Source organism: Streptomyces yamdrokensis (genome assembly GCF_053890455.1).
In genome coordinates, this window is record NZ_CM132679.1 from 1471375 (window position 1) to 1493415 (window position 22041).

Annotated in this window: 23 protein-coding genes and 1 tRNA gene; 13 read left to right on the forward strand and 11 right to left on the reverse strand. The window is 72.6% G+C overall.

Going from position 1 to position 22041, the window contains the following annotated elements; genetic code table 11:
• The first annotated feature begins 140 nt into the window (after window positions 1-140).
• A complete protein-coding gene (locus tag ACWZEH_RS05900) occupies window positions 141-1127 on the forward strand; it encodes an aldo/keto reductase (protein WP_456196235.1) in 987 nt (328 codons plus the stop codon).
• Window positions 1124-3415 carry an ATP-binding domain-containing protein gene (locus ACWZEH_RS05905; RefSeq protein ID WP_456196237.1) on the forward strand — a complete coding sequence of 764 codons (2292 nt, stop codon included), beginning with the start codon at window positions 1124-1126 and terminating at the stop codon, window positions 3413-3415. The genes ACWZEH_RS05900 and ACWZEH_RS05905 overlap by 4 nt, the downstream gene beginning before the upstream one ends.
• Before the next feature lie 129 nt (window positions 3416-3544).
• On the opposite strand, the gene ACWZEH_RS05910 is transcribed toward ACWZEH_RS05905, so the two are convergent.
• Window positions 3545-4222: a hypothetical protein gene (locus ACWZEH_RS05910; protein WP_456196239.1), complete on the reverse strand. Its 678-nt coding sequence runs from the start codon at window positions 4220-4222 to the stop codon at window positions 3545-3547.
• A gap of 47 nt (window positions 4223-4269) precedes the next feature.
• Between ACWZEH_RS05910 and ACWZEH_RS05915 the strand changes: the two genes are divergently transcribed.
• A complete protein-coding gene (locus tag ACWZEH_RS05915) occupies window positions 4270-4458 on the forward strand; it encodes a DUF5703 family protein (protein WP_383386159.1) in 189 nt (62 codons plus the stop codon).
• Between the two features lie 103 nt (window positions 4459-4561).
• Here the strand turns inward: ACWZEH_RS05915 and ACWZEH_RS05920 are convergent, their stop codons facing one another.
• The 3 genes from ACWZEH_RS05920 to ACWZEH_RS05930 form a co-directional block, all read right to left on the reverse strand.
• Entirely contained in the window at window positions 4562-5248 is a 687-nt protein-coding gene (locus ACWZEH_RS05920; RefSeq protein ID WP_456196241.1) for a chaplin, read from the reverse strand.
• Between the two features lie 205 nt (window positions 5249-5453).
• Window positions 5454-5687, reverse strand: a complete 234-nt coding sequence (gene chpH, locus ACWZEH_RS05925) for a chaplin ChpH (RefSeq protein WP_456196243.1) — start codon at window positions 5685-5687, stop codon at window positions 5454-5456.
• A gap of 142 nt (window positions 5688-5829) precedes the next feature.
• The gene (locus ACWZEH_RS05930) at window positions 5830-7158 is read right to left on the reverse strand and encodes a M20/M25/M40 family metallo-hydrolase (RefSeq protein ID WP_456196245.1); all 1329 of its coding nucleotides are present in this window, start codon (window positions 7156-7158) and stop codon (window positions 5830-5832) included.
• Between the two features lie 254 nt (window positions 7159-7412).
• Between ACWZEH_RS05930 and ACWZEH_RS05935 the strand changes: the two genes are divergently transcribed.
• The 3 genes from ACWZEH_RS05935 to ACWZEH_RS05945 all read left to right on the forward strand — a co-directional run bounded on the left by ACWZEH_RS05935 (window position 7413) and on the right by ACWZEH_RS05945 (window position 9149).
• A tRNA-Leu gene (locus tag ACWZEH_RS05935) sits at window positions 7413-7497 on the forward strand.
• 72 nt (window positions 7498-7569) lie between these two features.
• Window positions 7570-7944 carry a YchJ family protein gene (locus ACWZEH_RS05940; RefSeq protein ID WP_456196247.1) on the forward strand — a complete coding sequence of 125 codons (375 nt, stop codon included), beginning with the start codon at window positions 7570-7572 and terminating at the stop codon, window positions 7942-7944.
• A gap of 245 nt (window positions 7945-8189) precedes the next feature.
• Window positions 8190-9149, forward strand: coding sequence for an alpha/beta hydrolase family protein (locus ACWZEH_RS05945; protein WP_456199462.1), 960 nt, complete (start codon window positions 8190-8192; stop codon window positions 9147-9149).
• Between the two features lie 49 nt (window positions 9150-9198).
• On the opposite strand, the gene ACWZEH_RS05950 is transcribed toward ACWZEH_RS05945, so the two are convergent.
• Window positions 9199-9900 (reverse strand): FadR/GntR family transcriptional regulator, encoded by a 702-nt coding sequence (locus tag ACWZEH_RS05950; RefSeq protein WP_456196249.1) that lies wholly within the window; start codon window positions 9898-9900, stop codon window positions 9199-9201.
• Window positions 9901-10037: 137 nt separating this feature from the next.
• Here ACWZEH_RS05950 and ACWZEH_RS05955 point away from each other — a divergent pair, with 137 nt between their 5' ends.
• Window positions 10038-10556 carry a gluconokinase gene (locus ACWZEH_RS05955; protein WP_456196251.1) on the forward strand — a complete coding sequence of 173 codons (519 nt, stop codon included), beginning with the start codon at window positions 10038-10040 and terminating at the stop codon, window positions 10554-10556.
• A gap of 79 nt (window positions 10557-10635) precedes the next feature.
• Window positions 10636-12033 (forward strand): GntT/GntP/DsdX family permease, encoded by a 1398-nt coding sequence (locus ACWZEH_RS05960; RefSeq protein WP_456196253.1) that lies wholly within the window; start codon window positions 10636-10638, stop codon window positions 12031-12033.
• Window positions 12034-12141: 108 nt separating this feature from the next.
• Here the strand turns inward: ACWZEH_RS05960 and ACWZEH_RS05965 are convergent, their stop codons facing one another.
• The 4 genes from ACWZEH_RS05965 to ACWZEH_RS05980 form a co-directional block, all read right to left on the reverse strand.
• On the reverse strand, window positions 12142-12777 hold the full coding sequence (locus ACWZEH_RS05965; RefSeq protein ID WP_456196255.1) for a cytochrome b/b6 domain-containing protein: 636 nt from the start codon (window positions 12775-12777) through the stop codon (window positions 12142-12144).
• A complete protein-coding gene (locus tag ACWZEH_RS05970) occupies window positions 12761-13450 on the reverse strand; it encodes a molybdopterin-dependent oxidoreductase (protein ID WP_456199464.1) in 690 nt (229 codons plus the stop codon). The genes ACWZEH_RS05965 and ACWZEH_RS05970 overlap by 17 nt, the downstream gene beginning before the upstream one ends.
• Before the next feature lie 260 nt (window positions 13451-13710).
• Complete coding sequence (locus ACWZEH_RS05975) at window positions 13711-15252, reverse strand: APC family permease (protein ID WP_456196257.1); 1542 nt, start codon at window positions 15250-15252, stop codon at window positions 13711-13713.
• Window positions 15253-15357: 105 nt separating this feature from the next.
• On the reverse strand, window positions 15358-16308 hold the full coding sequence (locus ACWZEH_RS05980; protein WP_456196259.1) for a hypothetical protein: 951 nt from the start codon (window positions 16306-16308) through the stop codon (window positions 15358-15360).
• A gap of 267 nt (window positions 16309-16575) precedes the next feature.
• Here ACWZEH_RS05980 and ACWZEH_RS05985 point away from each other — a divergent pair, with 267 nt between their 5' ends.
• Genes ACWZEH_RS05985 through ACWZEH_RS05995 form a run of 3 tightly spaced genes read left to right on the forward strand, consistent with a single transcriptional unit; the run spans window position 16576 to window position 17870 of the window.
• Window positions 16576-17085, forward strand: coding sequence for an NUDIX domain-containing protein (locus tag ACWZEH_RS05985; protein WP_456199465.1), 510 nt, complete (start codon window positions 16576-16578; stop codon window positions 17083-17085).
• A gap of 60 nt (window positions 17086-17145) precedes the next feature.
• Complete coding sequence (locus ACWZEH_RS05990) at window positions 17146-17538, forward strand: YidH family protein (protein ID WP_456196261.1); 393 nt, start codon at window positions 17146-17148, stop codon at window positions 17536-17538.
• A complete protein-coding gene (locus tag ACWZEH_RS05995) occupies window positions 17535-17870 on the forward strand; it encodes a DUF202 domain-containing protein (protein WP_456196262.1) in 336 nt (111 codons plus the stop codon). Before ACWZEH_RS05990 ends, ACWZEH_RS05995 begins: the two co-directional genes overlap by 4 nt.
• A gap of 84 nt (window positions 17871-17954) precedes the next feature.
• Here ACWZEH_RS05995 and ACWZEH_RS06000 read toward each other — a convergent pair whose 3' ends face one another.
• Complete coding sequence (locus ACWZEH_RS06000) at window positions 17955-18899, reverse strand: NADP-dependent oxidoreductase (RefSeq protein WP_456196264.1); 945 nt, start codon at window positions 18897-18899, stop codon at window positions 17955-17957.
• 174 nt (window positions 18900-19073) lie between these two features.
• Between ACWZEH_RS06000 and ACWZEH_RS06005 the strand changes: the two genes are divergently transcribed.
• Window positions 19074-20120, forward strand: coding sequence for a phosphotransferase family protein (locus ACWZEH_RS06005; RefSeq protein ID WP_456196266.1), 1047 nt, complete (start codon window positions 19074-19076; stop codon window positions 20118-20120).
• Between the two features lie 3 nt (window positions 20121-20123).
• Window positions 20124-21338 carry an acyl-CoA dehydrogenase family protein gene (locus ACWZEH_RS06010; RefSeq protein ID WP_456196268.1) on the forward strand — a complete coding sequence of 405 codons (1215 nt, stop codon included), beginning with the start codon at window positions 20124-20126 and terminating at the stop codon, window positions 21336-21338.
• 47 nt (window positions 21339-21385) lie between these two features.
• Here ACWZEH_RS06010 and ACWZEH_RS06015 read toward each other — a convergent pair whose 3' ends face one another.
• Complete coding sequence (locus tag ACWZEH_RS06015) at window positions 21386-21979, reverse strand: TetR/AcrR family transcriptional regulator (protein WP_456196269.1); 594 nt, start codon at window positions 21977-21979, stop codon at window positions 21386-21388.
• Window positions 21980-22041: the final 62 nt, after the last annotated feature.

Below are 22041 nucleotides of genomic sequence, written 5' to 3' on the forward strand. Positions count from 1 at the left end.
TCCCCTTACCGATCGGTAACGTCGCTTGTGCGGAGACCCTATACCGCCCGGCCGAGGGCGGCGGGGCGGCCCGGTACCTGGGGAAAACCGTCGTCCACAGGTACCCACACCACAAGGTCTGGCCAGTAATCTCGGCGTCCATGGAGCAGAGGCATCTCGGCCGTACCGGCCTGCGCGTGTCCCGGATCGGTCTCGGGACCCTGACCTGGGGTCGGGACACCGACGAGCACGACGCCGCGGACCTCTTGAAGACCTTCTGGGAGGCGGGCGGGAACCTCGTCGACACCGCCGACGTGTACGGCGACGGGGAGGCCGAGTATCTGCTCGGGCAGCTCATGGACGGGCTGGTGTCGCGCCGTGACCTCGTCATCTCGACGAAGGCCGGGAGCGTGCCGGATCCGGACCGCAGGGTCGACGGCTCGCGCGGTCACCTGCTCTCCGCGCTGGACGCCTCGCTCGCACGCCTGGGCACCGACCACGTCGACGTGTGGCACATCCATTCCTACGATCCCGCCACCCCGCTCGAGGAGACGCTCCAGGCCCTCGACATCGCCGTCGCCAGCGGGCGGGCCCGCTATGCCGGCGTGTCCAACTTCTGCGGCTGGCAGCTGGCCAGGGCGGCGACCTGGCAGCTCGCCGCGCCCGGCACGCGGTCCCGGCTCGCAAGTACCCAGATGGAGTACTCGCTGCTCCAGCGGGGCGTGGAGCGGGAGGTGCTGCCGGCCGCCCTCGACACCGGGATCGGGCTGATTCCCTCGTCACCGCTCGGGCGGGGCGTGCTCACCGGCAAGTACCGGGGCGGCGCCGTGCCGCCGGACTCGCGGGGCGCCTCCGGGCATCTGGCGCCGTTCGTGGAGCCGTATCTGGACGACACGGCGAGCAGGATCGTGGACGCGGTGACGACGGCGGCGGACGGGCTCGCCGTGACCGCGCTCCAGGTGGCTCTCGCATGGGTGCGGGACAGGCCGGGCGTGACCGCCCCCGTCGTCGGCGCGCGCAACGCACGGCAGCTCACGGCGGCGTTGTCGGTGGAGGCGCTTAGTCTTCCTGACGAGATCTGCCGGGCGCTCGACGATGTGTCGGCGCCCGTGCACCGCTATCCCGATCACGACTGGAGCACGCTGTGAGCACGGAGCCGCCCGAGACCACGGAGGACGCCGAGCCGGGGACACCGGGCGAGGCCGCGGACCCCACGGACACCACGGACGCCACGGACACCGCGGACGCCTCTTCGAAGACGCCGGCGGAGCCGCAGAACGCGGCGGCGGAGGGCGAGCAGGCCCCCGGGGCCCAGCAGGTGTCCGAGGCCGAGGCCGAGTTGCTGGCGCAGCGGGCCGAACGGGAGCGGATCGAGCGGCGGAAGGCGGAGCGGCAGGGGCCGATCGAGGCCGGCGGCAAGCTGAGCGGCACGGCGGCCGATCTGCTCGCCGCCGTACGGGCCGTGGAGAGCGGCGAGAAGCCGGTGGCCGAGGCGTTCGAGGAGCCCCGGCCCGCGCCTCGGCGGCCCGCTCCCGAACCGGTGCGGCCGGCGCCGTCGGCGACCGTCGGGCCGGCCCTCGCCCCCGACGTGGTCGCGGCCGTGCGCGGGGTGCTCGCCCGGGGCGGCGCGCCCGAAGGGCTCGCCGTGCAGGCGGCCGGCGTGCTGGGCGAGGGGGCCGCACAGGCGCTGCGGGACGATCCCTGGCTGCTGTTGCGGGTGACGGGCGTGCGGCCCGAGCAGGCGGACGGTTTCGCTCGGGCGCTGCTCGGCGGCGAGGCGGGGCCGGACGACGGGCGGCGGGAGCGGGCGGTCACCGGCTGGCTGCTGGAGCAGGCCGCGGAGGCGGGACACACCGCCCTGGAGATGTCCACGCTGACCGCGGCGCTGGCACGGCAGGGGGTACCGGATGCCGAGGAGGCCGTGCGGACCGCGGTCTTTGATGGTGACGTTCTCGTCTTCCAGGACCCGCTGCCCCAAACGGGTGCCCCGGCACCGCAGCGAGCCGGTGCCGGGAACGGCGAGGACGCGGCGGCCGGCGGGGAGGGTGCGGGCGGCACGGACGAGGAGCGGCCCGTCAGGGTGCTCGTGGGGCTCGAGCGGTATGCGATGGCCGAGGAGAGCCTCGCCGACGGGCTGGCCCGGCTCGTCAACTCCTCCCCCGGACAGGGAGGTTCGGGCACGGAGTGGGAACGGGCCGCCGCCTCGGCGGGCGGCTCCGCGGGGGAGCTGATCCGCGCGGTCGCCGGTCACGGGCTGGTGCTGCACACGGGCGGGGAGGCGTCGCTCGCCGAGCCGGCGGCCCTGCTCCGGGCGGCGCACGGTCTCGGGCTGCGCGCCTGGGCCGCCGCCCACACCCCCGTCGGGCGTACCCGGTTCGCGGCCCTGCTGGAGGCCGCCACGGCCGGGGACACGAGCACGGGCACGGGGGATGCGAACGCCGGAGCGGACGTGGCGGGAGAGGCCGGGCCCGAGGGCCCCGAAGTCGCCACCGTCGCCGGGCTGCTGTCCGGTGCCGAGGGGCCGGGGCGGGACGCCGACGGGGCGCTGCTGCTGGACCTGCTCGTCGTGCTGGACGCTCCCCGGCTGGACGTCGAGGCGGCCGCGCTGGTCACGGAGTCGCTGCCGGACGGCGCCCGGCTGCTGCTGGCCGGGGACCCGGGCGTGCTGTGGTCCGTCGGTCCCGGTCGGGTGTTCGCCGATCTGCTGGCGGCGCGCGCGTGTCCGCAGGTCGCCTCCCGGCGGCCGGACCCCGGGCCGCTGGGTGAGCTGGTCTCCGGTATCGGGGTCGGTGAGCTGAACCAGGTGGCGGCGCCCGGCAAGGAGGTCGTCATCGTGCCGGTGCGGGACCCGGGCGAGGCCGTGCACCGGACGGTGCAGCTCGTGGTCGACTCGGTGCCGCGCGCGATCGGGGTACCGGCGGAGGAGACGCAGGTGATCACGCCGGGGCACGGGGGCGCGGTGGGCACGCGCGCGCTGAACGCGGCGCTGAAGGAGCGGCTGAATCCGGGACCGGGACGCTTCGGCGGATTCGACCCGGGCGACCGGATCGCCTACTCCCCCGTCCGGGGGCGTACGGTGCCGGGCCGGGTGGTGAAGGCCGACGCGGACGGGCTGCACCTGTCCTGCGCGGGCGAGGCCGTCGTCGTACCGCAGGAGCGGGTGGAGCAGTCGGTACGGCACGGCTGGGCGCTGACTGCGCACCAGGCGGCGGGTGGCCGGTGGCCGGCCGTGGTCGTGGTGCTGCCCGGTGATGCCGTGCAGGCGTTGAGCCGGCCGTGGGTGTACACGGCGTTCAGCAGGGCGGACCGCCACCTGTCCGTGGTGCACGGCGTGGAGCAGGCCCTGCCGCGTGCCGTGGCCGAGGTGGCGGCGAAGCCCCGCACGACCCGGCTTCCGGTACTGCTGGCACCACAGGTACCGGCACCGGCCGGCTGACCGGGAGCACCGCCCGCCACGGTGACCGCGGGGGCGGTGACACCCTCGGTGCCACCGCCCCCGCCACCGATGCCGTCGGTGGCGCTCTTGTCGTCGTCACTCGTCCCGTCGGCTCGGCTCGGGGCGTGATCAGCGGTCGGCGTCGAGAGCCGGCACCGGCCCGTCCTCGAGATCGTCGTGGTCGTCCACCTCGTCGTCGGGGTCCTCGTCGAAGACGGCGCTGACGTCGAAGCGGCACACGACCTGTGCCGGGTCCGCCTGCTCGAACGGTGCCTCGAGCCATTCACCGGCTTCCGCCGGTTCGTCCGATGCCGTCACCCAGAGTGTGGAGTCGCCCTCCTCGAGGCCGAACTCCTTGTGCCGGGACGCGATCTCGTCCGGTTCGTACTCGCCGAACAGGAGACCGAGCGCGCCGTGGACGGTGCCCGAAACACCGGAAGCGCCGAAGGCCTCGTCGTCCGCCGCCTCGATCCGCTGCGCGTGCGCCAGCAGCCGTCGCGGCTCCGCGACGGCGTAGTCGCGACGGATCAGCACGCTGAGCGCGCTGGGCTCCTCGGGGCCGGTGTAGGGCGGCAGGGCGTCCTCGGCCGCGGGGATCTCGAAGGGGGTCACTTCGTCGTAGCGGTCGTAGAGCAGTTCGTCGTACGCCTCAGCGGCCACGGCCAGCTCGTTGAACGCCTCGTAGACGGCCGGGTCGTCCTCTCCCGACCGGCGTTCGACCGCGGCCAGGTGGCGGTCGAGCGCGGTCTTGACCGCCTCGGCGGCGGCGCGTACCTCGGCAGCGGTGGGCTGCGCAGCATCAGACATAGTGCAGACGCTATCCGTACCGGGGCCCAGCCCGCACAATAGATGCGATGCCGGAATACGAATTTGTCGACGTGTACGTACCGCGTGGGGTCTCCCGCAAGGAGGCGGCCCGTCTGCTGACGGACCACGCGGAGTACGGTCACTGGGAGTTGGACCGTCTGAGTCTGCTGCGCGACGGGAGCCGCAGGGTGCGGCTGCGGCGGCGGATCATCCGCCAGGTACGCGCGACCTGGTGAGTCCAAACACCCCGTCGACCGCCACGCCCCCACCCACAAAGCGGGCACCGGCACAGCCGGGTCCGCTCCGCACAGCCGGGTCCGGCCACTGCCGCGGCCGGTGTCACGCTGCGGCTCGCGCCTTGCGGTAGAGCACCACGCCGGCGAGCAGCACGCCCGCCCCGACCGGCAGGGCGAGCCCGATCGGCAGCTCGCTGCCCGTCGCGGCGAGCTCCACGTCGCTCTGGGGCCGGGCGGCGGAGTGGGTGCCCGGCCGGCTGCCGGGCGCGGAGCCACCGGGGGTGGCCTCGCCCGGGGTGGCCGGTGCGCCCGGCTCGGCCTCGCCGGGGTCGCCGGGCCTGCTGGGCGGCTCCTGGTCGTCGGAGCCTTTGTTCGCACACGCGTCGCCCAGGGCGACGTTGCCGAGACCGATGACGTCGACACTGTTGCCGCAGACGTTCACCGGAATGTGGACCGGCGCCTCGACACGGTTGCCGGACGCCACGCCGGGCGAGCCGGCGGTGTCCCCGTCGGCCTGCGCGCCACCGTGACCGCTCGACGCCGAACCGCCCTGGTTGGCGCACGAGTTGCCCACGGACGGATTGAGGACGCCGACGACGGAGACCGTGTTTCCGCAGACGTTGACCGGCGCGTGCACCGGCGCCTGGACCGAGTTCCCGGAGAGCACGCCGGGCGAGCCCTTGGCCGTGCCCTGCGCGTCGGAGTCGGCGTGCGCGAGCCCGCCCGCGGCGGCGATCACACCGGACGCGGCTGCCACGGTCATCAGACCCTTACGGGTGACCTGTCGCATGTACTGATTCCTGCCTTCGACGAGTGCCGGGAAGGGCGTTCCTGGGATTCCTGGGATTCCTGGGATTTCTCGGACTCCCCCGGATTCCGTTCCCGGTGTTCGGGACGTACGGGAAAACCGGTCGGCCCCGGAGCGCGTGGCGCGCACTGCGGGGCCGACAGGATCAAACCCTGAAAGGGCGTGCCCTAACGGGCGAGGCACAACGTCACTGGTTGACGCAGGTGTTGCCGAACGCGGGGTTCAGCAGGCCGATCACGGAAACCGTGTTGCCGCAGGCGTTCACCGGAACGTGCACCGGGACCTGAACGACGTTGCCCGAGACGACACCCGGGGAGTTCACGGCGGCACCCTGGGCACCGGAATCGGCGGCGGCCATGCCCGCACCCGCGAGAACCAGTCCACCGGTGGCGGCGGCGACAGCGACGATCTTCTTGATCATTATTCCTCCTCGTTGGCAATGCGATCCAAATCCGCGGATCACATCACGGGTAACGAGGAGGGAGTAATGAGGCTACGAGCTTATCGTCGCATTCACCCTTCCCAGTTAATTCCGTACGTCTGCCCGATTGTGAAGGGGTCGTTCAGGACGCGTCCAGGAACCGGTCGAGCACCCGGACACCGAACTTCAGGCCGTCCACCGGCACCCGCTCGTCGACCCCGTGGAACATGCCGGCGAAGTCCAGCTCCGGCGGCAGCCGCAGCGGGGCGAAGCCGAAGCAGCGGATGCCGAGGGTGTCGAAGGACTTGGCGTCGGTGCCGCCGGAGAGCATGTACGGCACCGCCCGCGCGATCGGGTCCTCGGCGCCGAGCGCGGTCTGCATGGCGTCGACGAGCCGGCCGTCGAAGCCGGTCTCCAGCGCCCTGTCCGCGTGCACGTCCTCCCGCTTCACGCGAGGGCCGAGGATCCGGTCGAGGTCGGCCAGGAACTCCTCCTCGTGTCCGGGCAGGAAGCGGCCGTCGACGTGGGCGGTGGCCTGGCCCGGGATGACGTTGACCTTGTAACCGGCGCCGAGCATGGTGGGCGCCGCCGAGTTGCGCAGGGTGGTACCGATCATGCGGGCGATGCCGCCGAGCTTGGCGAGGGTCTCGTCCATGTTCTCCGGGTCGAGCTCGGTGCCGAGGGCGTCGGAGAGCTCGTCCAGGAAGGCCCGTACGGTCTTGGTGACCCGTACCGGCCACTGGTGCCGGCCGAGCCGGGCGACCGCCTCGCTGAGTTCGGTGATCGCGTTGTCGTCGTTGGTCATCGAGCCGTGGCCGGCCGTGCCGTCGACGGTGAGCCGCATCCAGTGCATGCCCTTCTCGGCGGTCTCGACGAGGTACAGGCGCAGCTTCTCGTTGACGGTGAAGGAGAACCCGCCGACCTCGCCGATCGCCTCGGTGACGCCCTCGAACAGCTCGGGGTGCTCGCGGACCAGGTGCTTGGCGCCGTAGGTGCCGCCGGCCTCCTCGTCGGCGAGGAAGGCGAGGACGACGTCGCGCGGGGGCTTGCGCCCGCTGCGCAGCCGGTCGCGGACGACCGCCAGGGTCATCGCGTCCATGTCCTTCATGTCGACGGCCCCGCGCCCCCACACGCATCCGTCGGCGACCTCGCCGGAGAACGGGTGGTGGGTCCAGTCGTCGGCGTTGGCCGGCACGACGTCGGTGTGGCCGTGGATCAGCAGCGCCGGCCGGGAGGGGTCCTCCCCCTCGATCCGGGCCACGGTGGAGGCGCGGCCCTTGTGCGACTCGAAGATCTGCGGTTCGAGCCCCACCTCGGCGAGTTTCTCGGCGACGTACTCGGCCGCCTTGCGCTCGCCGGGACCCGAGTGGTCGCCGTAGTTGCTGGTGTCGATCCGGATCAGGTCGCGGCAGAGGTCCACGACCTCGTCCTCACCGGTGACGCCCTTGGCCGTGCCGTCCGTCGCGCTCACGTGGTTCCTCCCGCTGTCACTGCACACTGTTCCCCGCACGCCGTCACTGCTCGTGGGTCTCCCCTCATCCTCTCTCCTGCGTGGCCCCGCCCCAAGACCGGACCCGGCCCGTCACACGGCGTTCACCCGGGAACGGGGCACGCCCGGGACGGGCACGGCCGGGCCACGCACCCGCCGGGGGTGATCGGCCACCCCGGAAAGCCTGGTAATGTTTACGTCGTCGCTGCGGGGGAAACCCGCGCGTCAGACACCTTGTCCGGGTGGCGGAATGGCAGACGCGCTAGCTTGAGGTGCTAGTGCCCTTTAACGGGCGTGGGGGTTCAAGTCCCCCCTCGGACACATGAACGCGAGGGCCGCGACCATCAGGTCGTGGCCCTCGCGCGTTGTCGCGTCCCGTCACGGAGGAAGACCATGGCCGTTCGCTCCTGCCCCTGCGGGCTCCCCGAGACCTACGAGGCGTGCTGCGGGCGCTTCCACTCGGGGGCGGCCGCCGCGCCGACCGCCGAGCGGCTGATGCGGTCGCGGTACTGCGCCTTCGTACGGCTGGACGCCGGCTATCTGCTGCGGACCTGGCATCCGCGGACGCGGCCGGAGCGGGTCGACCTCGACCCCGGGACGCGGTGGACCGGGCTGGAGATCCTGGAGGCGGCCGACGGGTCCGCCTTCCACTCCACCGGGACGGTGACCTTCCGGGCCTCCTACCGGGGCGGTTCGCTGCACGAGCGGAGCCGCTTCGAGCGGGTGGACGGGGCATGGATGTACTTCGACGGGGAGTTCCTGGGCTGAGCCCGCTCGCCCGACTCCCGCTCACCCGACCCCCGCTCAGAGGGCCCCCACCCGCCGGGGCCGTCCCCCCTTGCTCCGGACCGCCGTCGACAGAGCGGAACGCCGTTCCGTATTGCGATCGGAACAGCGTTCCGCTTGTCGGCATGGCCGGAGCCGGGCGCTTTTGACCGCCTCGATCGCCGTCGGCCGCACGAGAGCGAGTACCGGCGGCGGAGGCCATCGAAAGGCAACTCCCGCATGGGCGCATCGATCTCCCCTGCCCGCGAAGCCCTCCACTCCCCCGCCCCGCCCTCGTCCTCTCCGTCGGTCCGGTGGTGGTGCCGGCTCCCGGCCGGGCGGTGGACCTGGAGGTCCGGGTCTCCGCGCCCGTGACCGGGGGTGATCTACCGGTCGTCCTCCTCTCGCACGGCCAGGGCTACTCGAACAACCTCTCCTCGCTGAACGGCTACGCGCCGCTCGCCCACTTCTGGGCGGCGCACGGCTTCGTCGTCGTCCAGCCGACCCGTCTCGGCTCGAGGACGCTGGAACTGGACCCCGCCGTCCCCGGGGGCCCCTTGCACTGGCGGTCGCGGGCCGAGGACATGACGCGCGTCCTCGACGGGTTCGACGCGATCGAGGCCGCGGTGCCGCGGCTTCGCGGCCGGGTGGACCGCGGCAGCGTGGCCGTGGCCGGGCATTCGATGGGCGGGCACACCGCGAGTCTGCTGCTGGGCGCCCGGCTCACCGATCCGGACGACGAAAAGGCGGTCGACCTGACCGAGCCCCGGATCAAGGCGGGTGTGCTGCTCGCCGCACCCGGCCGAGGGGGCGACGCGCTCACCCCGTCCACGGCCGAGAACCTGCCCTTCTTCCTGACCACGGACTTCTCCGGGATGGCCACGCCCGCGCTCGTGGTCGCCGGCGACAAGGACGCCTCCACCCATCTGCCGGTCCGGGGCCCGGACCGGCACGCCGATCCGTACACCCTCGCACCGGGACCCAAGTCGCTGCTGACCCTGTTCGGCGCGGAGCACGGGCTCGGCGGGATCTCCGGTTACGACGTCGCCGAGACCACGGACGAGAACCCCGCGCGGGTCGCCGCGGTGGCGCGGCTCACCTGGGCCTACCTGCGCAGTCGGTTCCAGCCGGGGGGTCCCGCCTGGCAGGAGGCGTGCGACGCACCGACGGCCGGTCCCGATCCGCTCGGCCGGGTCGAGTCCAAGTAGGCCGGACGGGCCGGCGCGGCAGACCGGACGGGGCGGCGCCCCGGCCCGGTCACGGCGCCAGGATGTCCAGTTCCTGGAGTGCGCCCACGGTGATCTCGCGGGTCAGTTCCTCCGCGCGGGCGGCGTCGCGCCCGCGGACCGCTTCGGCGACCTGGACATGCAGGGTGACCGCGGCCGGGTCGGGATCCTCGAACATCACGTCGTGATGGGTACGGCCGGCGAGGACCTCGGCGACGACGTCGCCGAGGCGGGCGAACATGTCGTTGCCGGACGCGGTGAGGATGACGCGGTGGAAGGCCACGTCGTGGAAGAGGTAGCCCTCCAGCTGGTGGCCGCGCGAGTTGGCGACCATGCCGAGGGCGCACTCGGTGAGTTCGGCGCACTGCTCGGCGGTGGCGTTGCGGGCGGCGAGCCCCGCCGCGACCGGTTCGACGGCCGAGCGCAGCACCGTGAGCGAGCGCAGCTGCCGGGGGCGGTCCGCGCCGGCCAGCCGCCAGCGGATGACCTGGGGGTCGTACACGTTCCAGTCGCAGGCCGGGCGGACCGTCACACCCACCCGGCGCCGGGACTCGACGAGGTGCATGGACTCCAGGACGCGTACCACCTCACGCATCACGGACCGCGACACGTCGAAACGCTGTGCGAGTTCGTCGGTGCGTAGCACGCTGCCCGGCGGGTATTCGCCCGCTGTGATCTCGGGGCCGAGCGTGTCCAGTACACGGCCGTGCAGCCCCCGGCCCATGGTGCTCATCCACTCAGAGTACGGGGCGGATCACAGACTTCAAAGATCAGACTTATGCGTCACACCCCCTTGCATTTGTCTTACCTTTGGGTTTCAGTTGCCTCGACATCAGGTTGTCGACGACGACAGCAGACTGTGAGGCAGCGATGAACACCCCCCATGTCGTAGTGGTCATGGGCGTCGCGGGCACCGGCAAGACCACCATCGGTCCCCTGCTCGCGGCCCGGTACGGCGTCCCTTACGCCGAGGGCGACGACTTCCATCCACCGGCCAACATCGCCAAGATGTCGGCGGGCACCCCGCTCGACGACGACGACCGCCGGCCCTGGCTGGACGCCATCGGCGGGTGGGCGCACGAACGGGCCGGCCTCGGCGGCGTGGTCAGCTGCTCGGCGCTGAAGCGGTCGTACCGCGACCGGCTGCGGGCAGCCGCGCCCGGCGTGGTCTTCGTGCACCTCACGGGTGGCCGTGCGCTGATCGAGGACCGGATGTCGCACCGCGAGGGGCACTTCATGCCCACGGCACTGCTCGACTCCCAGTTCGCCACGCTCCAGCCGCTGGAGCCGGACGAGCGCGGAGTCGCCGTGGAGGTCACGGGCAGCCCCGAGGAGATCACCGAACAGGCGGTCACCGCCCTCGCGAACCTCTCCGGAGCGGCCTCCTGACTCCCGCCCCGGAGTAGCCGGCACTCGGCCCGGCCTTCTCCCCGCTCCCCCCACTCCCCGTACTCACAAGGGATTCACCGTGACCAGACTCAGTGTCGAGCTGCTGGCAGCGGACGCACCCGAGCCGATCACCTCGGCCGGCCACGCTCAGCTGGGCATCGCCGTCCTGGCGGGCATCGCCGTCATCGTCGTGCTCATCACCCGCTTCAAGCTGCACGCCTTCCTGGCGCTGACCATCGGTTCGCTGGCACTCGGCGCGTTCGCCGGGGCGCCGCTGGACAAGGTCATCACCAGTTTCAGCGCCGGGCTCGGTTCCACCGTCGCCGGTGTCGGCGTGCTCATCGCCCTCGGGGCGATCCTCGGCAAGATGCTCGCCGACTCGGGCGGCGCCGACCAGATCGTCGACACGATCCTCGCCAGGGCCAACGGCCGCACCATGCCGTGGGCGATGGTGCTGATCGCCTCGGTGATCGGTCTGCCGCTGTTCTTCGAGGTCGGCGTCGTGCTGCTGATCCCGGTCGTGCTGATGGTCGCCAAGCGCGGCAACTACTCGCTGATGCGGATCGGCATCCCGGCGCTCGCCGGCCTGTCCGTGATGCACGGCCTGGTGCCTCCGCATCCCGGCCCGCTGGTCGCGATCGACGCGCTCGACGCCAACCTCGGCGTGACGCTCGCGCTGGGTGTGCTCGTCGCCGTACCGACCGTGATCATCGCCGGTCCGGTCTTCTCCAAGTACGCCGCCCGCTGGGTGGACGTCCCCGCCCCGGACCGGATGATCCCTCAGCGCCCCTCCGAGGACCTGGAGAAGCGTCCCGGGTTCGGCCCGACGCTGGCGACCATTCTGCTGCCGGTCGTGCTGATGCTGGCCAGGGCCCTGGTGGAGATCGTCGTCGACGACCCGGAGAACGGCGTTCAGCGCGTCTTCAACGTCATCGGCTCCCCGATGATCGCCCTGCTCGCGTCCGTCCTCGTCGGCATCTTCACGCTGGTCCTGCCCGCCGGGTTCAGCAAGGAGCGGATCTCGGGACTGGTCGAGAAGGGCCTCGCCCCGATCGCCGGCATCCTGCTGATCGTCGGCGCGGGTGGCGGCTTCAAGCAGACCCTGATCGACTCCGGTGTGGGTCGGATGATCCTCGACATCTCCGAGGACTGGTCGATCCCGGCCCTGCTGCTCGGCTGGCTGATCGCGGTGGCGATCCGGCTGGCGACCGGTTCCGCGACCGTGGCGACCATCTCGGCGGCCGGCCTGGTGGCACCGCTCGCGGCCGACCTGTCGACCACGCACGCCGCTCTGCTGGTCCTCGCCATCGGCGCCGGCTCGGTCTTCTTCAGCCATGTCAACGACGCCGGTTTCTGGCTGGTCAAGGAGTACTTCGGGCTGAGTGTCGGCCAGACCATCAAGACCTGGTCGGTCATGGAGACGATCATCTCGGTGGTCGCCGGGGCGCTGGTGCTGCTGCTGTCGTTGGTCATTTAGCCGGTCACCACGCCGGTCGTCCGGCTGATCGCGCGGCTTCCCCTCCGACACGGCCGCGACCGCGGCACCGCCCAAGCGGTGCCGCGGCCGCGGCCGTTCGCCCTGTGCTCAGGGCCGCCACAGCGGATGCTCGCGCTGTGCCCAGTCGCGGTCGACGGTGCCGGTGCGCATGCCCCGCCGGGCCTCCGGGTCGGCCAGGGCCATGCCGACATGGCCGGCGAGGACGATGCCGAGGGTGAGGGCCAGCCAGTCGTGGACGAAGGTCGCGCCGGTGCGCCACACCAGCGGGGTGAGGTGGGTGAACCACATCATCAGACCGGTGCCGAGCATCACCAGCGTGGCACCGGCGATCCAGGCCGCGTAGATCTTCTGTCCGGCGTTGAACTTTCCGGCCGGCCGCTGCGAGGGGCGTCCGTCGCGGCGCAGCGCGGCCCGCAGCCACGTGCGGTCGTGCGGGCCGAAGCGGTTCAGGCGGCCCAGGTCGGTGCGGAAGGCCCGGGAGAGCAGTGCGGCCAGGACCGGGACCGGCAGCGCGAGCCCGGACCACTGGTGGACGGTGACCACCAGGGCGCGGCGTCCGACCAGCTGGGCGAGCTGGGGGACGTACAGGCAGGCGGCGGTGAACACGCAGAGGCCCATCAGCGCGGCCGTGGTGCGGTGCGCCCACCGCGCGGCGCGGGTGAAGCGCGGGACGCCGGTCGCGGTGGCGACGGCGGTGGGCGGCAGGTCAGTCCGTGGGTTCATCGTCGCGTCCGTTCGAGCGGCCGACCCAGGCGTCGGTGTCGTAGCCGCGCTGCTCCCAGTAGCCGGGTTCGACGTCCTCGGTGACGGTGATGCCGGAGAGCCACTTGGCGGACTTGTAGAAGTACATGGGGGCGACGTAGAGGCGGACCGGGCCGCCGTGGGCGTGGCCGAGGTCCTCGTCCTGCATGCGCAGGGCGACCAGGACGTCCGCGCGGCGGGCCTGGGCGAGGGTGAGGCTCTCCGAGTAGGCGCCGTCGAAGCAGGTGAAGCGCACCGCACCGGCCGTGGCGCGCACGCCCGCCGCGTCCAGGAGACGGGACAGGCGTACCCCCTCGAACGGCGTGCGGGGCACCCGCCAGCCGGTGACGCACTGGACGTCACGGACCATGCGGGTCTGCGGCAGGGCCGACAGGTCGGCCAGGGTGTAGGAGGCGGGACGGTCGACCAGGCCGTCGACGGTCAGGCGGTAGGTCCCGGCGTCCTTCCGCGGGACGGAGGAGGTGACGGAGTAGTAGCGGAAGCCGCCGCCGTTCGGGAGCAGTCCGGTCAGGCCGGTGGGGTCCTTGTCGGAGGCTCCGGCGAGGAAGGACTCCAGTCCGCGCTGGAGTACGGGGGCGGCGGCCACGCCGAGGGCGCCGAGTCCGAGGGTGCCCAGGAGGACCCGGCGGCCGATGGGCCGGCCCCGGTCGTCGGGTGCCGCCTCGTCGGGCGGTGTGCGTGCTGCGGGCCGTTCCCGGTCGTCCGGCCGGTCGTGCGCCGTGGGCCGTTCGTGGTCTTCCGGACGGTCACGTGCTTCCGGTTGTTCGGAGTTCACCGTGCTATTCGAACACCCGCGTCCCCGGTGGGGCCAGGGTTCGCGGGTGCCCGTCAGACTTCCGTAAGCTGCCCGGCCGCATGGACCGCCCGTTCCGTTTGCACGTCGGCCGGTGTGGGCTACGGCGTGCGCCCGGCCTCCTTGTCCAGCTGGAACGCCTCGTTGCCGAGTCCGATACGGGCGTGTGTCCCGGGGGCGCGGGAGCGCAGGACCAGGCCCTGGACCAGGCCGGCGACGAGGGCCAGCCCGACGATGCCGGGCAGCAGCAGGCCCAGGGCGGAGTCGGGGCCGGTGCCGACGAGCACGTCGAAGTCCTTGACGGTGTAACCGGCGATCACGGCCAGGGCGAGGCCGGACAGCGTCGAGGTGACCAGTCGCCAGGCCTGGGCGCCCGCGGCACCGCGGCGGACGAAGAAGACGACGACGGACAGCGAGGCGATCGCCATCAGGACGATCACGCCGAGGGCGCCGACGTTGCCGAACCAGGTGAACAGGCGCAGGACGGGCACGGTCGGGTCGCCGGCCGGCTTGTCGTCGGTGAGCCCGAAGGTGAGGACGAGCACCGCGGCGATGCCCGTCTGGAGCAGCGAGCCGGTGCCGGGGGCTCCGCTGGTGCTGGTGGTGCGGCCGAAGGCGGCGGGCAGCAGGCCCTCGCGGCCCATGGCGAAGGCGTACCGGGCGACGACGTTGTGGAAGCTGAGCATCGCGGCGAACATGCCGGTGACGAAGAGGACGTGCAGGACGTCCGTGAAGGTGCCGCCGAGCCGGGACTCGGTGAGGAAGAACAGCAGTCCCGCGCTCTGCTCCTGCGAGGTGGCGACGACGCCCGCCGGGCCGGTGGCGACGGTGAGGGCCCAGCTGCTGATCGCGAAGAACACGGCGACGCCGGTGACGGCCAGGAACATCACGCGGGGCACCAGGACGTGCGGCCTGCTGGTCTCCTCCGCGTACACCGGGGCCTGTTCGAAGCCGAGGAAGGCGGCGATGCAGAAGCACAGGGCGGTGCCGACCCCGGCGCCGGTGAGGGTGTCCGGGTCGAAGGCGTGCAGCGACAGCCCTTCCCCGCCCGGGTCGGCGATGGCGGCGACGTCGAAGACGACGACCAGGAGCACCTCGACGACCAGCAGGACGCCGAGCACGCGCGCGTTGACGTCGATCTTCAGCCAGCCCAGCGTGCCGACGGTCGCCAGGGCCGCCAGCGACGGTATCCACCAGGCGACCTCGAGGCCGGCGTAGGTGGCGAAGAGCCCGGAGACCTCGAAGCCGAAGATGCCGTAGATGCCGACCTGGAGGGCGTTGTAGGCGACCAGCGCGACCATCGCGGCGCCCGCGCCGGCGGTGCCGCCGAGGCCGCGGGAGATGTACGCGTAGAAGGCGCCGGCGTTGTGGACGTGCCGGCTCATCTCGGCGTAACCGAGGCTGAAGAGCACCAGTACGACGCCGAGGAGGACGAAGAGCAGCGGCTGCCCGACGATGCCCATCACCGCGAATGTGGTGGGCATGACACCCGCGACCACCATGAGGGGAGCGGTCGCGGCGAGCACGGAGAGCAGCAGACCGCCCGTGCCGAGCCGGTCCGCACGCAGGGCGCGCTCCTGCCCCTTGAAGGTGCTGATGCCGTCCGCTGCGGATCTGCTCGTGCGCGAACTGTCCGTCGTCATCGGGGAACCGTCCTTGCGTCGGAAGTGGTTGCCTGTGCTGGATGGGGCGTGGTGGAGGAAGCGGGCCGGGTGTTCCCGAGTGGTTCACGGGGGCCGTGCAGGGGGTCACCGGGTGCCGAGGGCGGCGGCCCGTGCGGTACGGAAGGCGGTGAGCGGGTCGCGGTCGGGGTACGACCAGGGGACCGGGGTGACCTTGTCGCCGATCCGGTGGAACAGGGCGGCGGCCTCGGCGCCCCGGCCCTCGCAGACCTTGGCGTGGGCGAGGAAGTTCAGGTCGATCAGGCGGCGCGGATGGTCCTCGTGCTCCCACTCCAGCCACCAGTCGAAGGCGGCCTTCATCACCTGCCGGGCCCGGCGGCCCACCCAGTGTCCGGAGGCTGCCGGGTCGGCCCGTTCGTGCCCGGCGGCGGCGAGGGCGCGGTAGCGCTCGGCGTGCGCGATGACCGGCAGGATCGCCAGGGGCGAGTCCGCGGGCGCCTGCTCCGCGGACCAGTTGGCGAAGTCGTAGACCTCGTGCAGCGGGTCCGGGCCCGCCTCCACACGGCGTTCGGCGAGCCAGGCGACCACCAGGTGGTGGGCGTGGTGGTGGTCCGCGTACCGGGAGCGGATCTGCTCGAAGACGCGGACCGCCTCCCCCTCGGCACCCCGGGCGCACTCCAGCAGGAGCAGGCCGAGCCAGGGAGTGGGGTCGGCGGGCAGCGCGACGGCGGCCCGGTGGCAGGCCTCGCGCGCGGGGGCGGGCTTCTCCTTGCCGCGCAGGGCGCGCCGCACCTGGGCCAGGGCGAGCAGGACGGCCCCGTCCCCGGAGTCGGGGTCGGCGAGCAGCCAGTCGCGGGCCCAGGCGGCACAGGAGGGCTCCCGGGCGAGCACCGTGATCCGGTGGCCGCGGCGGTCCCAGTCGTCCCCCGTGCGCACCAGCAGCGAGCGGCTGCTCTGCCATCGGCCCTGCGCCAGCGCGGTTCGCGCGGCGACGAGTTCGTCGTCGTCGAGGGCCTCGTCGAAGGCCTGTGCCGCCCGTCTGCGGGCACGGCCGAGGGGAGGCGGGGGTGGGGACACCGCGGACTTCCTCACGCGCTCTTCCGGTGGCTCGGCCCATGGCGGGTGGTCGGCCCGTACGGCAGTGGTCGGCTGCCGTCAGCCATGGGCTGATCACGGACAGCAAACCGCCAGCCAACAGTTGGCGTCAAGGGCACCCGGGGCGTTACACGCGTCAACAGGCGGCGCAGGCACATCACTTGCCACACGGCAGGCCCTGGGGACCCGTGCGGACGGGCTCGGCTCGGACCCTGCTTCGATGGGTGCATGACTGCTGCCGACCGTCCCGTGCCCGCCGCCGACGAGATCCTCGACATCGTGGACGGGAACGACCGGGTGACCGGCCGGGCCCCACGCGGTGAGGCCTACGCCCGGGGTCTGCGGCACCGTTGCGCGTTCATCCTGGTCAGGGACGCCGAGGACCGGATCTTCGTGCACCGGCGCACGGCGACCAAACTCGTCCACCCCTCCCTGTACGCCATGTTCGTCGGCGGGGTCGTGGGCACCGGCGAGAGTTACGCCGAGGCCGCCCTGCGGGAGGCCGAGGAGGAGCTGGGCGTGTCCGGGCTGCCGCAGCCCGCGTTCCTCTTCACGTTCCTCTACGACGACGGTGGCAAACGGAGCTGGTGGTCGGCGGTCCACGAGGTCCGCTGCGACCTGCCGGTGAGACCCCAGGTCGAGGAGGTGGCCTGGCACGCCTTCCTGACCGAACCGGAGCTGGAGCGCCGCCTGGGCGAGTGGGCGTGGACTCCGGACGGCCTGGAAGCGTACGAACGCCTCAAGGCCCACCGCGGGTAGCCCCACCGCGGACCCCGCACCCGTCACGCTCCCGTCCGGGCGTGCCGGTAGGGTCGCAGAGTGATCGACTTCATACGGAACGTCCGGTTGTGGTTCGCGCCCCAGGACGTGCGGCAGGAGGGGGCCACGCCCGACTACCGGTTCTCCCTGGCGAACGAACGCACGTTCCTGGCCTGGCTGCGGACCGCGCTCGCGCTGGTCGGCGGCGGCTTCGCCGTGGACCAGTTCCTGCCGGACCTGCGCTGGGGCTGGCGGGTCGGGCTCGCGCTGGCGCTGCTCGCCGCGGGGGTGCTGTGCGCGCTGCGCGCGGTCAACCACTGGGTGCGCTGCGAGCGGGCCATGCGGCGCGGCGAGGACCTGCCGGTGTCCCGGTTCCCGGTGCTGCTGAGTCTGGTCGTCGCCGTCGTCGCGCTGGCGATGGTCGTCGTGGTGCTCGCCGGGTGGGGCGGGTGACCGGGCCGGCCGGGGCGCGGGCGGACCGGGACCCGGGGCTGCAGCCCGAGCGGACCCGGCTCGCCTGGCGCCGTACGACCCTGACGTGCACGGTCACGTCCGTACTGGCGGTGCGGACCGCGCTGCACGGCGGGGTGTCGGCCGTCGGGGTGGTCCTGTGCGCGCTGTGCTGCGCCTGCTGGCTGGGGTTCCTCCTGATCGCCCACCGGCGGATCGGCACTCTCGCGGCCACCAGTACCCCGGCCGGGCCCGCCCCGCGGGACCTCACCGCGGCGGTGCTCTGCGTCACTGCCCTGGCCGTGTGCGGGGCGGCCCTCGTCCTTCAGGGCTGACGACGTACGTGGCCGACGGGCGACCGGCCCGACGGGGTGCCGGTCTTCCTCCGCCGCCCCGTCCGCCGCCGCCCCGTCCGCCGTCTACTCGTCGGCCGCCTGCTCGTCCACCGTCACGACGATCTTCCCCCTGGTCCGGCCCTCCTGGCTGAGACGGTGGGCGTCCGCCGCGCGTTCCAGCGGGAACGTCTCGGAGACGTGCACGCTCACGACGCCCTGCTCCGCCAGTTCGGACAGGTGCCCGAGGTCCTGCGGATCGGGGCGGACGAACCAGTAGTGGCCGCCGTACTCCACGACGGCGGGGTCGGTGATCGACGCGAGCCGGCCCCCGGACGCCAGGGCCGTGGCGGAGTCCTTCAGGGCGTCACCGCCGACCGAGTCGAACACGGCGTCCACACCGCCCGGGGCGAGGCCCCGCAGCCGCTCGGCGAGGCCGTCGCCGTAGGTCACCGGTTCCCCGCCCAGACTTCGGACGAAGTCGTGGTTGCGCTCGCTCGCCGTGCCGATGACGCGGGCACCGAGGTGTGCGGCGAGCTGGACGGCGACGGAGCCGACACCGCCGGCCGCGGCGTGCACCAGGACGGTCTCGCCGCGCCTCACCCGAAGTACCTTGTGCAGCACCTGGTAGGCGGTGAGTCCCACGAGGGGCAGTCCGGCGGCCTCCTCGAAGGACAGGTTGCGCGGCTTGCGCGCGAGGGCGCGCACCGGGGCGGCCACGTACTCGGCGAAGGTGCCGCGGGAGAGGAAGTCCTCGCGCACGTAGCCGATGACCTCGTCGCCGGCGGCGAACTCGGGGACGGCGGCGCCCGGTCGCACCACCACGCCCGAGACGTCCCAGCCCGGAACGACGGGGAACACCGGGCTCAGGATCTGGTCGAGGTAGCCCTCGCGGCACTTCCAGTCGACGGGGTTGACGGCCGCCGCCCGCACCTTCACGAGCACGGAGTCGGGGCCGACCCGGGGCTCCGGCACCTCCGTGAGTTCGAGTACCTCGGGGCCGCCGTACTGTGCATAGCTGATCGCCTTCATGGGTCCGAGCCTTCGCCGTCGCCTCCCGCGACGCAAGTGGATGGCCCGATCACACCCGCGTGTGGCCCGATCACCCGGCTCGTGGCCCCGATCACGTTTCACCCCCGCCCTGGACGGCATACCGACTGGTCGGCATCATATGTTCGGTACTGTCACCGGCCCGTAGGAGCGAGTATGAGCCCCGACCACCCGCCCGGACTGGATCTCGACCGGCTGGGCGCGCTGCTCGCCCGGGAGCGGCCCGGTCTGGTGAACGGCCCGCTCTCCGGCCGGCTGATCGAGGGCGGCCGGTCGAACCTCACGTACGCGGTCTCCGACGGCACCGCCAAGTGGGTGGTCCGGCGTCCTCCGCTCGGGCACGTCCTGGCCACCGCGCACGACATGAAGCGCGAGCACCGGGTGATCAGCGCGCTGCACGCCACCCCCGTCCCGGTGCCCCGCACGGTCCTGCTGTGCGAGGACGAGGAGGTACTGGGGGCGCCCTTCTACGTCATGGAGTTCGTCGAGGGCACCCCGTACCGGACGGCGGACCAGCTGGCGCCGCTCGGCCCGGAGCGCACCCGGCAGGCGGTCCTCGGCCTGGTGGACACGCTGGTCGACCTGCACGCCGTGGACCCCGACGCGGTGGGCCTGGCGGGCTTCGGCCGTCCCGAGGGCTTCCTGGACCGCCAGCTGCGGCGCTGGGGCAAGCAGCTGGACGCCTCCCGCGACCGGGACCTGGCCGGCATCGACGAACTGCACGCCGCGCTCGGCCGGGAGCTGCCCCGCTCCCCCGCACCGGCCGTGGTGCACGGCGACTACCGCCTGGACAACGTCCTGATCGCGAGCGCCGGCGGGGGCACCGACTCGATCCGGGCGGTCCTCGACTGGGAGATGTCCACGCTCGGCGACCCACTGACCGACCTCGGCCTGCTGGTGATGTACGGCATGCCGCTGGGCATGCCCGACTCCCCGGTCTCCACGACCGCCGAGGCCCCCGGGCATCCGTCGCCCGCCGAGCTGATCGAGCGCTACGCCGCCCGTTCGGGCCGCGACGTCTCCGCGGTCTCCTGGTACACCGCGTTCGCCTGGTTCAAGCTCGCGGTGATCCTCGAGGGCATCCACTACCGCTACACGCTGGGGCAGACCGTCGGCCCCGGTTTCGACCGCATCGGCGATCTCGTCCCCGTTTTCATCGAGCACGGTCTGACCACGCTTCGCGAAGGCCTCCGGAAGGACTGAACCATGGACTTCACGTTCGACGCGCGCACCGAGGAACTGCGGGCCGGGCTCCTCGCCTTCATGGACGAGCACGTCCTGCCCGCCGAGCACATCGCCGACGAGCAGCGCGCCGCGCTGGACTCGCCGTGGGCGAACACCCCCGTGGTGGAGGAGCTCAAGGCCGAGGCGCGCAGGCGGGGCCTGTGGAACCTGTTCCTGCCCGACTCCGCGTACGGTGCCGGGCTCACCAACCTCCAGTACGCGCCTCTCGCCGAGATCATGGGCCGCTCCCCGCAGCTGGCACCCACGGCGACGAACTGCGCGGCGCCCGACACCGGCAACATGGAGGTGCTGGCGCAGTTCGGCGACGAACAGCAGAAGAAGCAGTGGCTGGAGCCGCTGCTGGCCGGTGAGATCCGCTCGGCGTTCGCGATGACCGAGCCGGACGTGGCGTCCTCCGACGCCACCAACATCACCACGCGCATCGAGCGGGACGGCGACCAGTACGTCGTCACGGGCCGCAAGTGGTACATCTCCGGGGCGATGCACCCGGACTGCAGGATCTTCATCGTGATGGGCAAGACCGACCCCGACGGGGCGGACATCCGGCGTCAGCAGTCCATGGTCCTGGTGCCCCGCGACACCCCGGGCGTCACGATCAAGCGTGCCATGCGGGTGTTCGGCTACGAGGACCACTACCACGGCGGCCATGCCGAGGTGGTCTTCGACCAGGCGCGCGTGCCGGTGTCGAACCTGATCGGCGAGGAGGGCGGCGGCTTCGCCATCGCCCAGGCACGGCTCGGCCCCGGCAGGATCCACCACTGCATGCGGCTGATCGGCATGGCCGAGCGGGCGATCGAGCTGATGTGCCGGCGGGCGGTGTCCCGTGACGCCTTCGGCAAGGCGCTGGCCCAGCAGGGTGTCGTGCAGAACTGGATCGCGGACGCGCGGGTCGCCGTCGAGCAGCTGCGCCTGCTGGTGCTGAAGACGGCCTGGATGATGGACACCGTCGGCAACCGGGGCGCGCACACCGAGATCCAGGCCATCAAGATCGCCACTCCGCGCACGGTCGTCGGCATCCTCGACCGGGCCATCCAGCTGTACGGCGCGGGCGGGGTCAGTCAGGACCACCCGCTGGCCGAGCTGTACGCCGCCGCGCGGACGCTGATGATCGCCGACGGCCCGGACGAGGTGCACCAGCGGTCGCTGGCCCGGCGGGAGATCAGGAAGTACCGGTAGGGGGTGCGGACCCGGGGCCTGCGGGCCCCGGCGGGTCCTGCCGCGCCTCAGGGGCGCAGGGCGCGCAGCAGCAGGTCGGCGAGGTGGTCGGCGACCTGCTGCGGGGTGAGGGGGCCTTCGGGGCGGTACCAGGTCGACAGGTGGTGGACCGAGCCGAAGTGGTAGTCCACCACCAGGTCGGCCGGGGTCGCCGTGGAGAACACGCCCGCCGCCTGCCCCTCCTCCACCAGCGCGCGGAAGCGCTCGTGGTAGCGGCGGCGCTCGGCCCGTACCTGCTTGTTCTTCTCCGGGCTCAGGTGGTGCATGGAGCGGAAGAAGATCGACGCGTCGTCGAGGTTCTCGATCGTCGTGACGACGACGTCCGCCGCCGCGCCCCGCAGGCGCTTGTCGATCGGCTCGTCGGCGTTCGCGTAGGCGTCCAGACGCTCCTGCTGGACGCGCAGCACGCGTGCGTAGATCTCGTGCAGCAGGTCGTCCTTGGAGCCGAAGTAGTGATAGAGCGCGCCCTTGGTGACTCCGGCCGCCTCGACGATCTCCTGTACCGAAGTACGGTCGTAGCCCTGTTCGGCGAAGAGCCGGGTGGCGGCGGCCAGGAGCCGCTGCGGCACCGGGGGCCCGTCGCCGTCCGTCGTCCTGGGCACTTCCGCCACCCGCCTTCCGTGTCGCTGCCGGTCGTCGTCACACACTGCTGATACTGCCGCTC

What these genes read in the sequence shown, in the direction of transcription:
- ACWZEH_RS05900 (WP_456196235.1), top strand. Translation starts at nt 141, where the DNA reads ATGGAGCAGAGGCATCTCGGCCGTACCGGCCTGCGCGTGTCCCGGATC.
- ACWZEH_RS05910 (WP_456196239.1), bottom strand. Translation starts at nt 4,222, where the DNA reads ATGTCTGATGCTGCGCAGCCCACCGCTGCCGAGGTACGCGCCGCCGCC.
- ACWZEH_RS05915 (WP_383386159.1), top strand. Translation starts at nt 4,270, where the DNA reads ATGCCGGAATACGAATTTGTCGACGTGTACGTACCGCGTGGGGTCTCC.
- ACWZEH_RS05920 (WP_456196241.1), bottom strand. Translation starts at nt 5,248, where the DNA reads ATGCGACAGGTCACCCGTAAGGGTCTGATGACCGTGGCAGCCGCGTCC.
- chpH (WP_456196243.1), bottom strand. Translation starts at nt 5,687, where the DNA reads ATGATCAAGAAGATCGTCGCTGTCGCCGCCGCCACCGGTGGACTGGTT.
- ACWZEH_RS05940 (WP_456196247.1), top strand. Translation starts at nt 7,570, where the DNA reads ATGGCCGTTCGCTCCTGCCCCTGCGGGCTCCCCGAGACCTACGAGGCG.
- ACWZEH_RS05950 (WP_456196249.1), bottom strand. Translation starts at nt 9,900, where the DNA reads ATGAGCACCATGGGCCGGGGGCTGCACGGCCGTGTACTGGACACGCTC.
- ACWZEH_RS05955 (WP_456196251.1), top strand. Translation starts at nt 10,038, where the DNA reads ATGAACACCCCCCATGTCGTAGTGGTCATGGGCGTCGCGGGCACCGGC.
- ACWZEH_RS05965 (WP_456196255.1), bottom strand. Translation starts at nt 12,777, where the DNA reads ATGAACCCACGGACTGACCTGCCGCCCACCGCCGTCGCCACCGCGACC.
- ACWZEH_RS05975 (WP_456196257.1), bottom strand. Translation starts at nt 15,252, where the DNA reads ATGACGACGGACAGTTCGCGCACGAGCAGATCCGCAGCGGACGGCATC.
- ACWZEH_RS06000 (WP_456196264.1), bottom strand. Translation starts at nt 18,899, where the DNA reads ATGAAGGCGATCAGCTATGCACAGTACGGCGGCCCCGAGGTACTCGAA.
- ACWZEH_RS06005 (WP_456196266.1), top strand. Translation starts at nt 19,074, where the DNA reads ATGAGCCCCGACCACCCGCCCGGACTGGATCTCGACCGGCTGGGCGCG.
- ACWZEH_RS06010 (WP_456196268.1), top strand. Translation starts at nt 20,124, where the DNA reads ATGGACTTCACGTTCGACGCGCGCACCGAGGAACTGCGGGCCGGGCTC.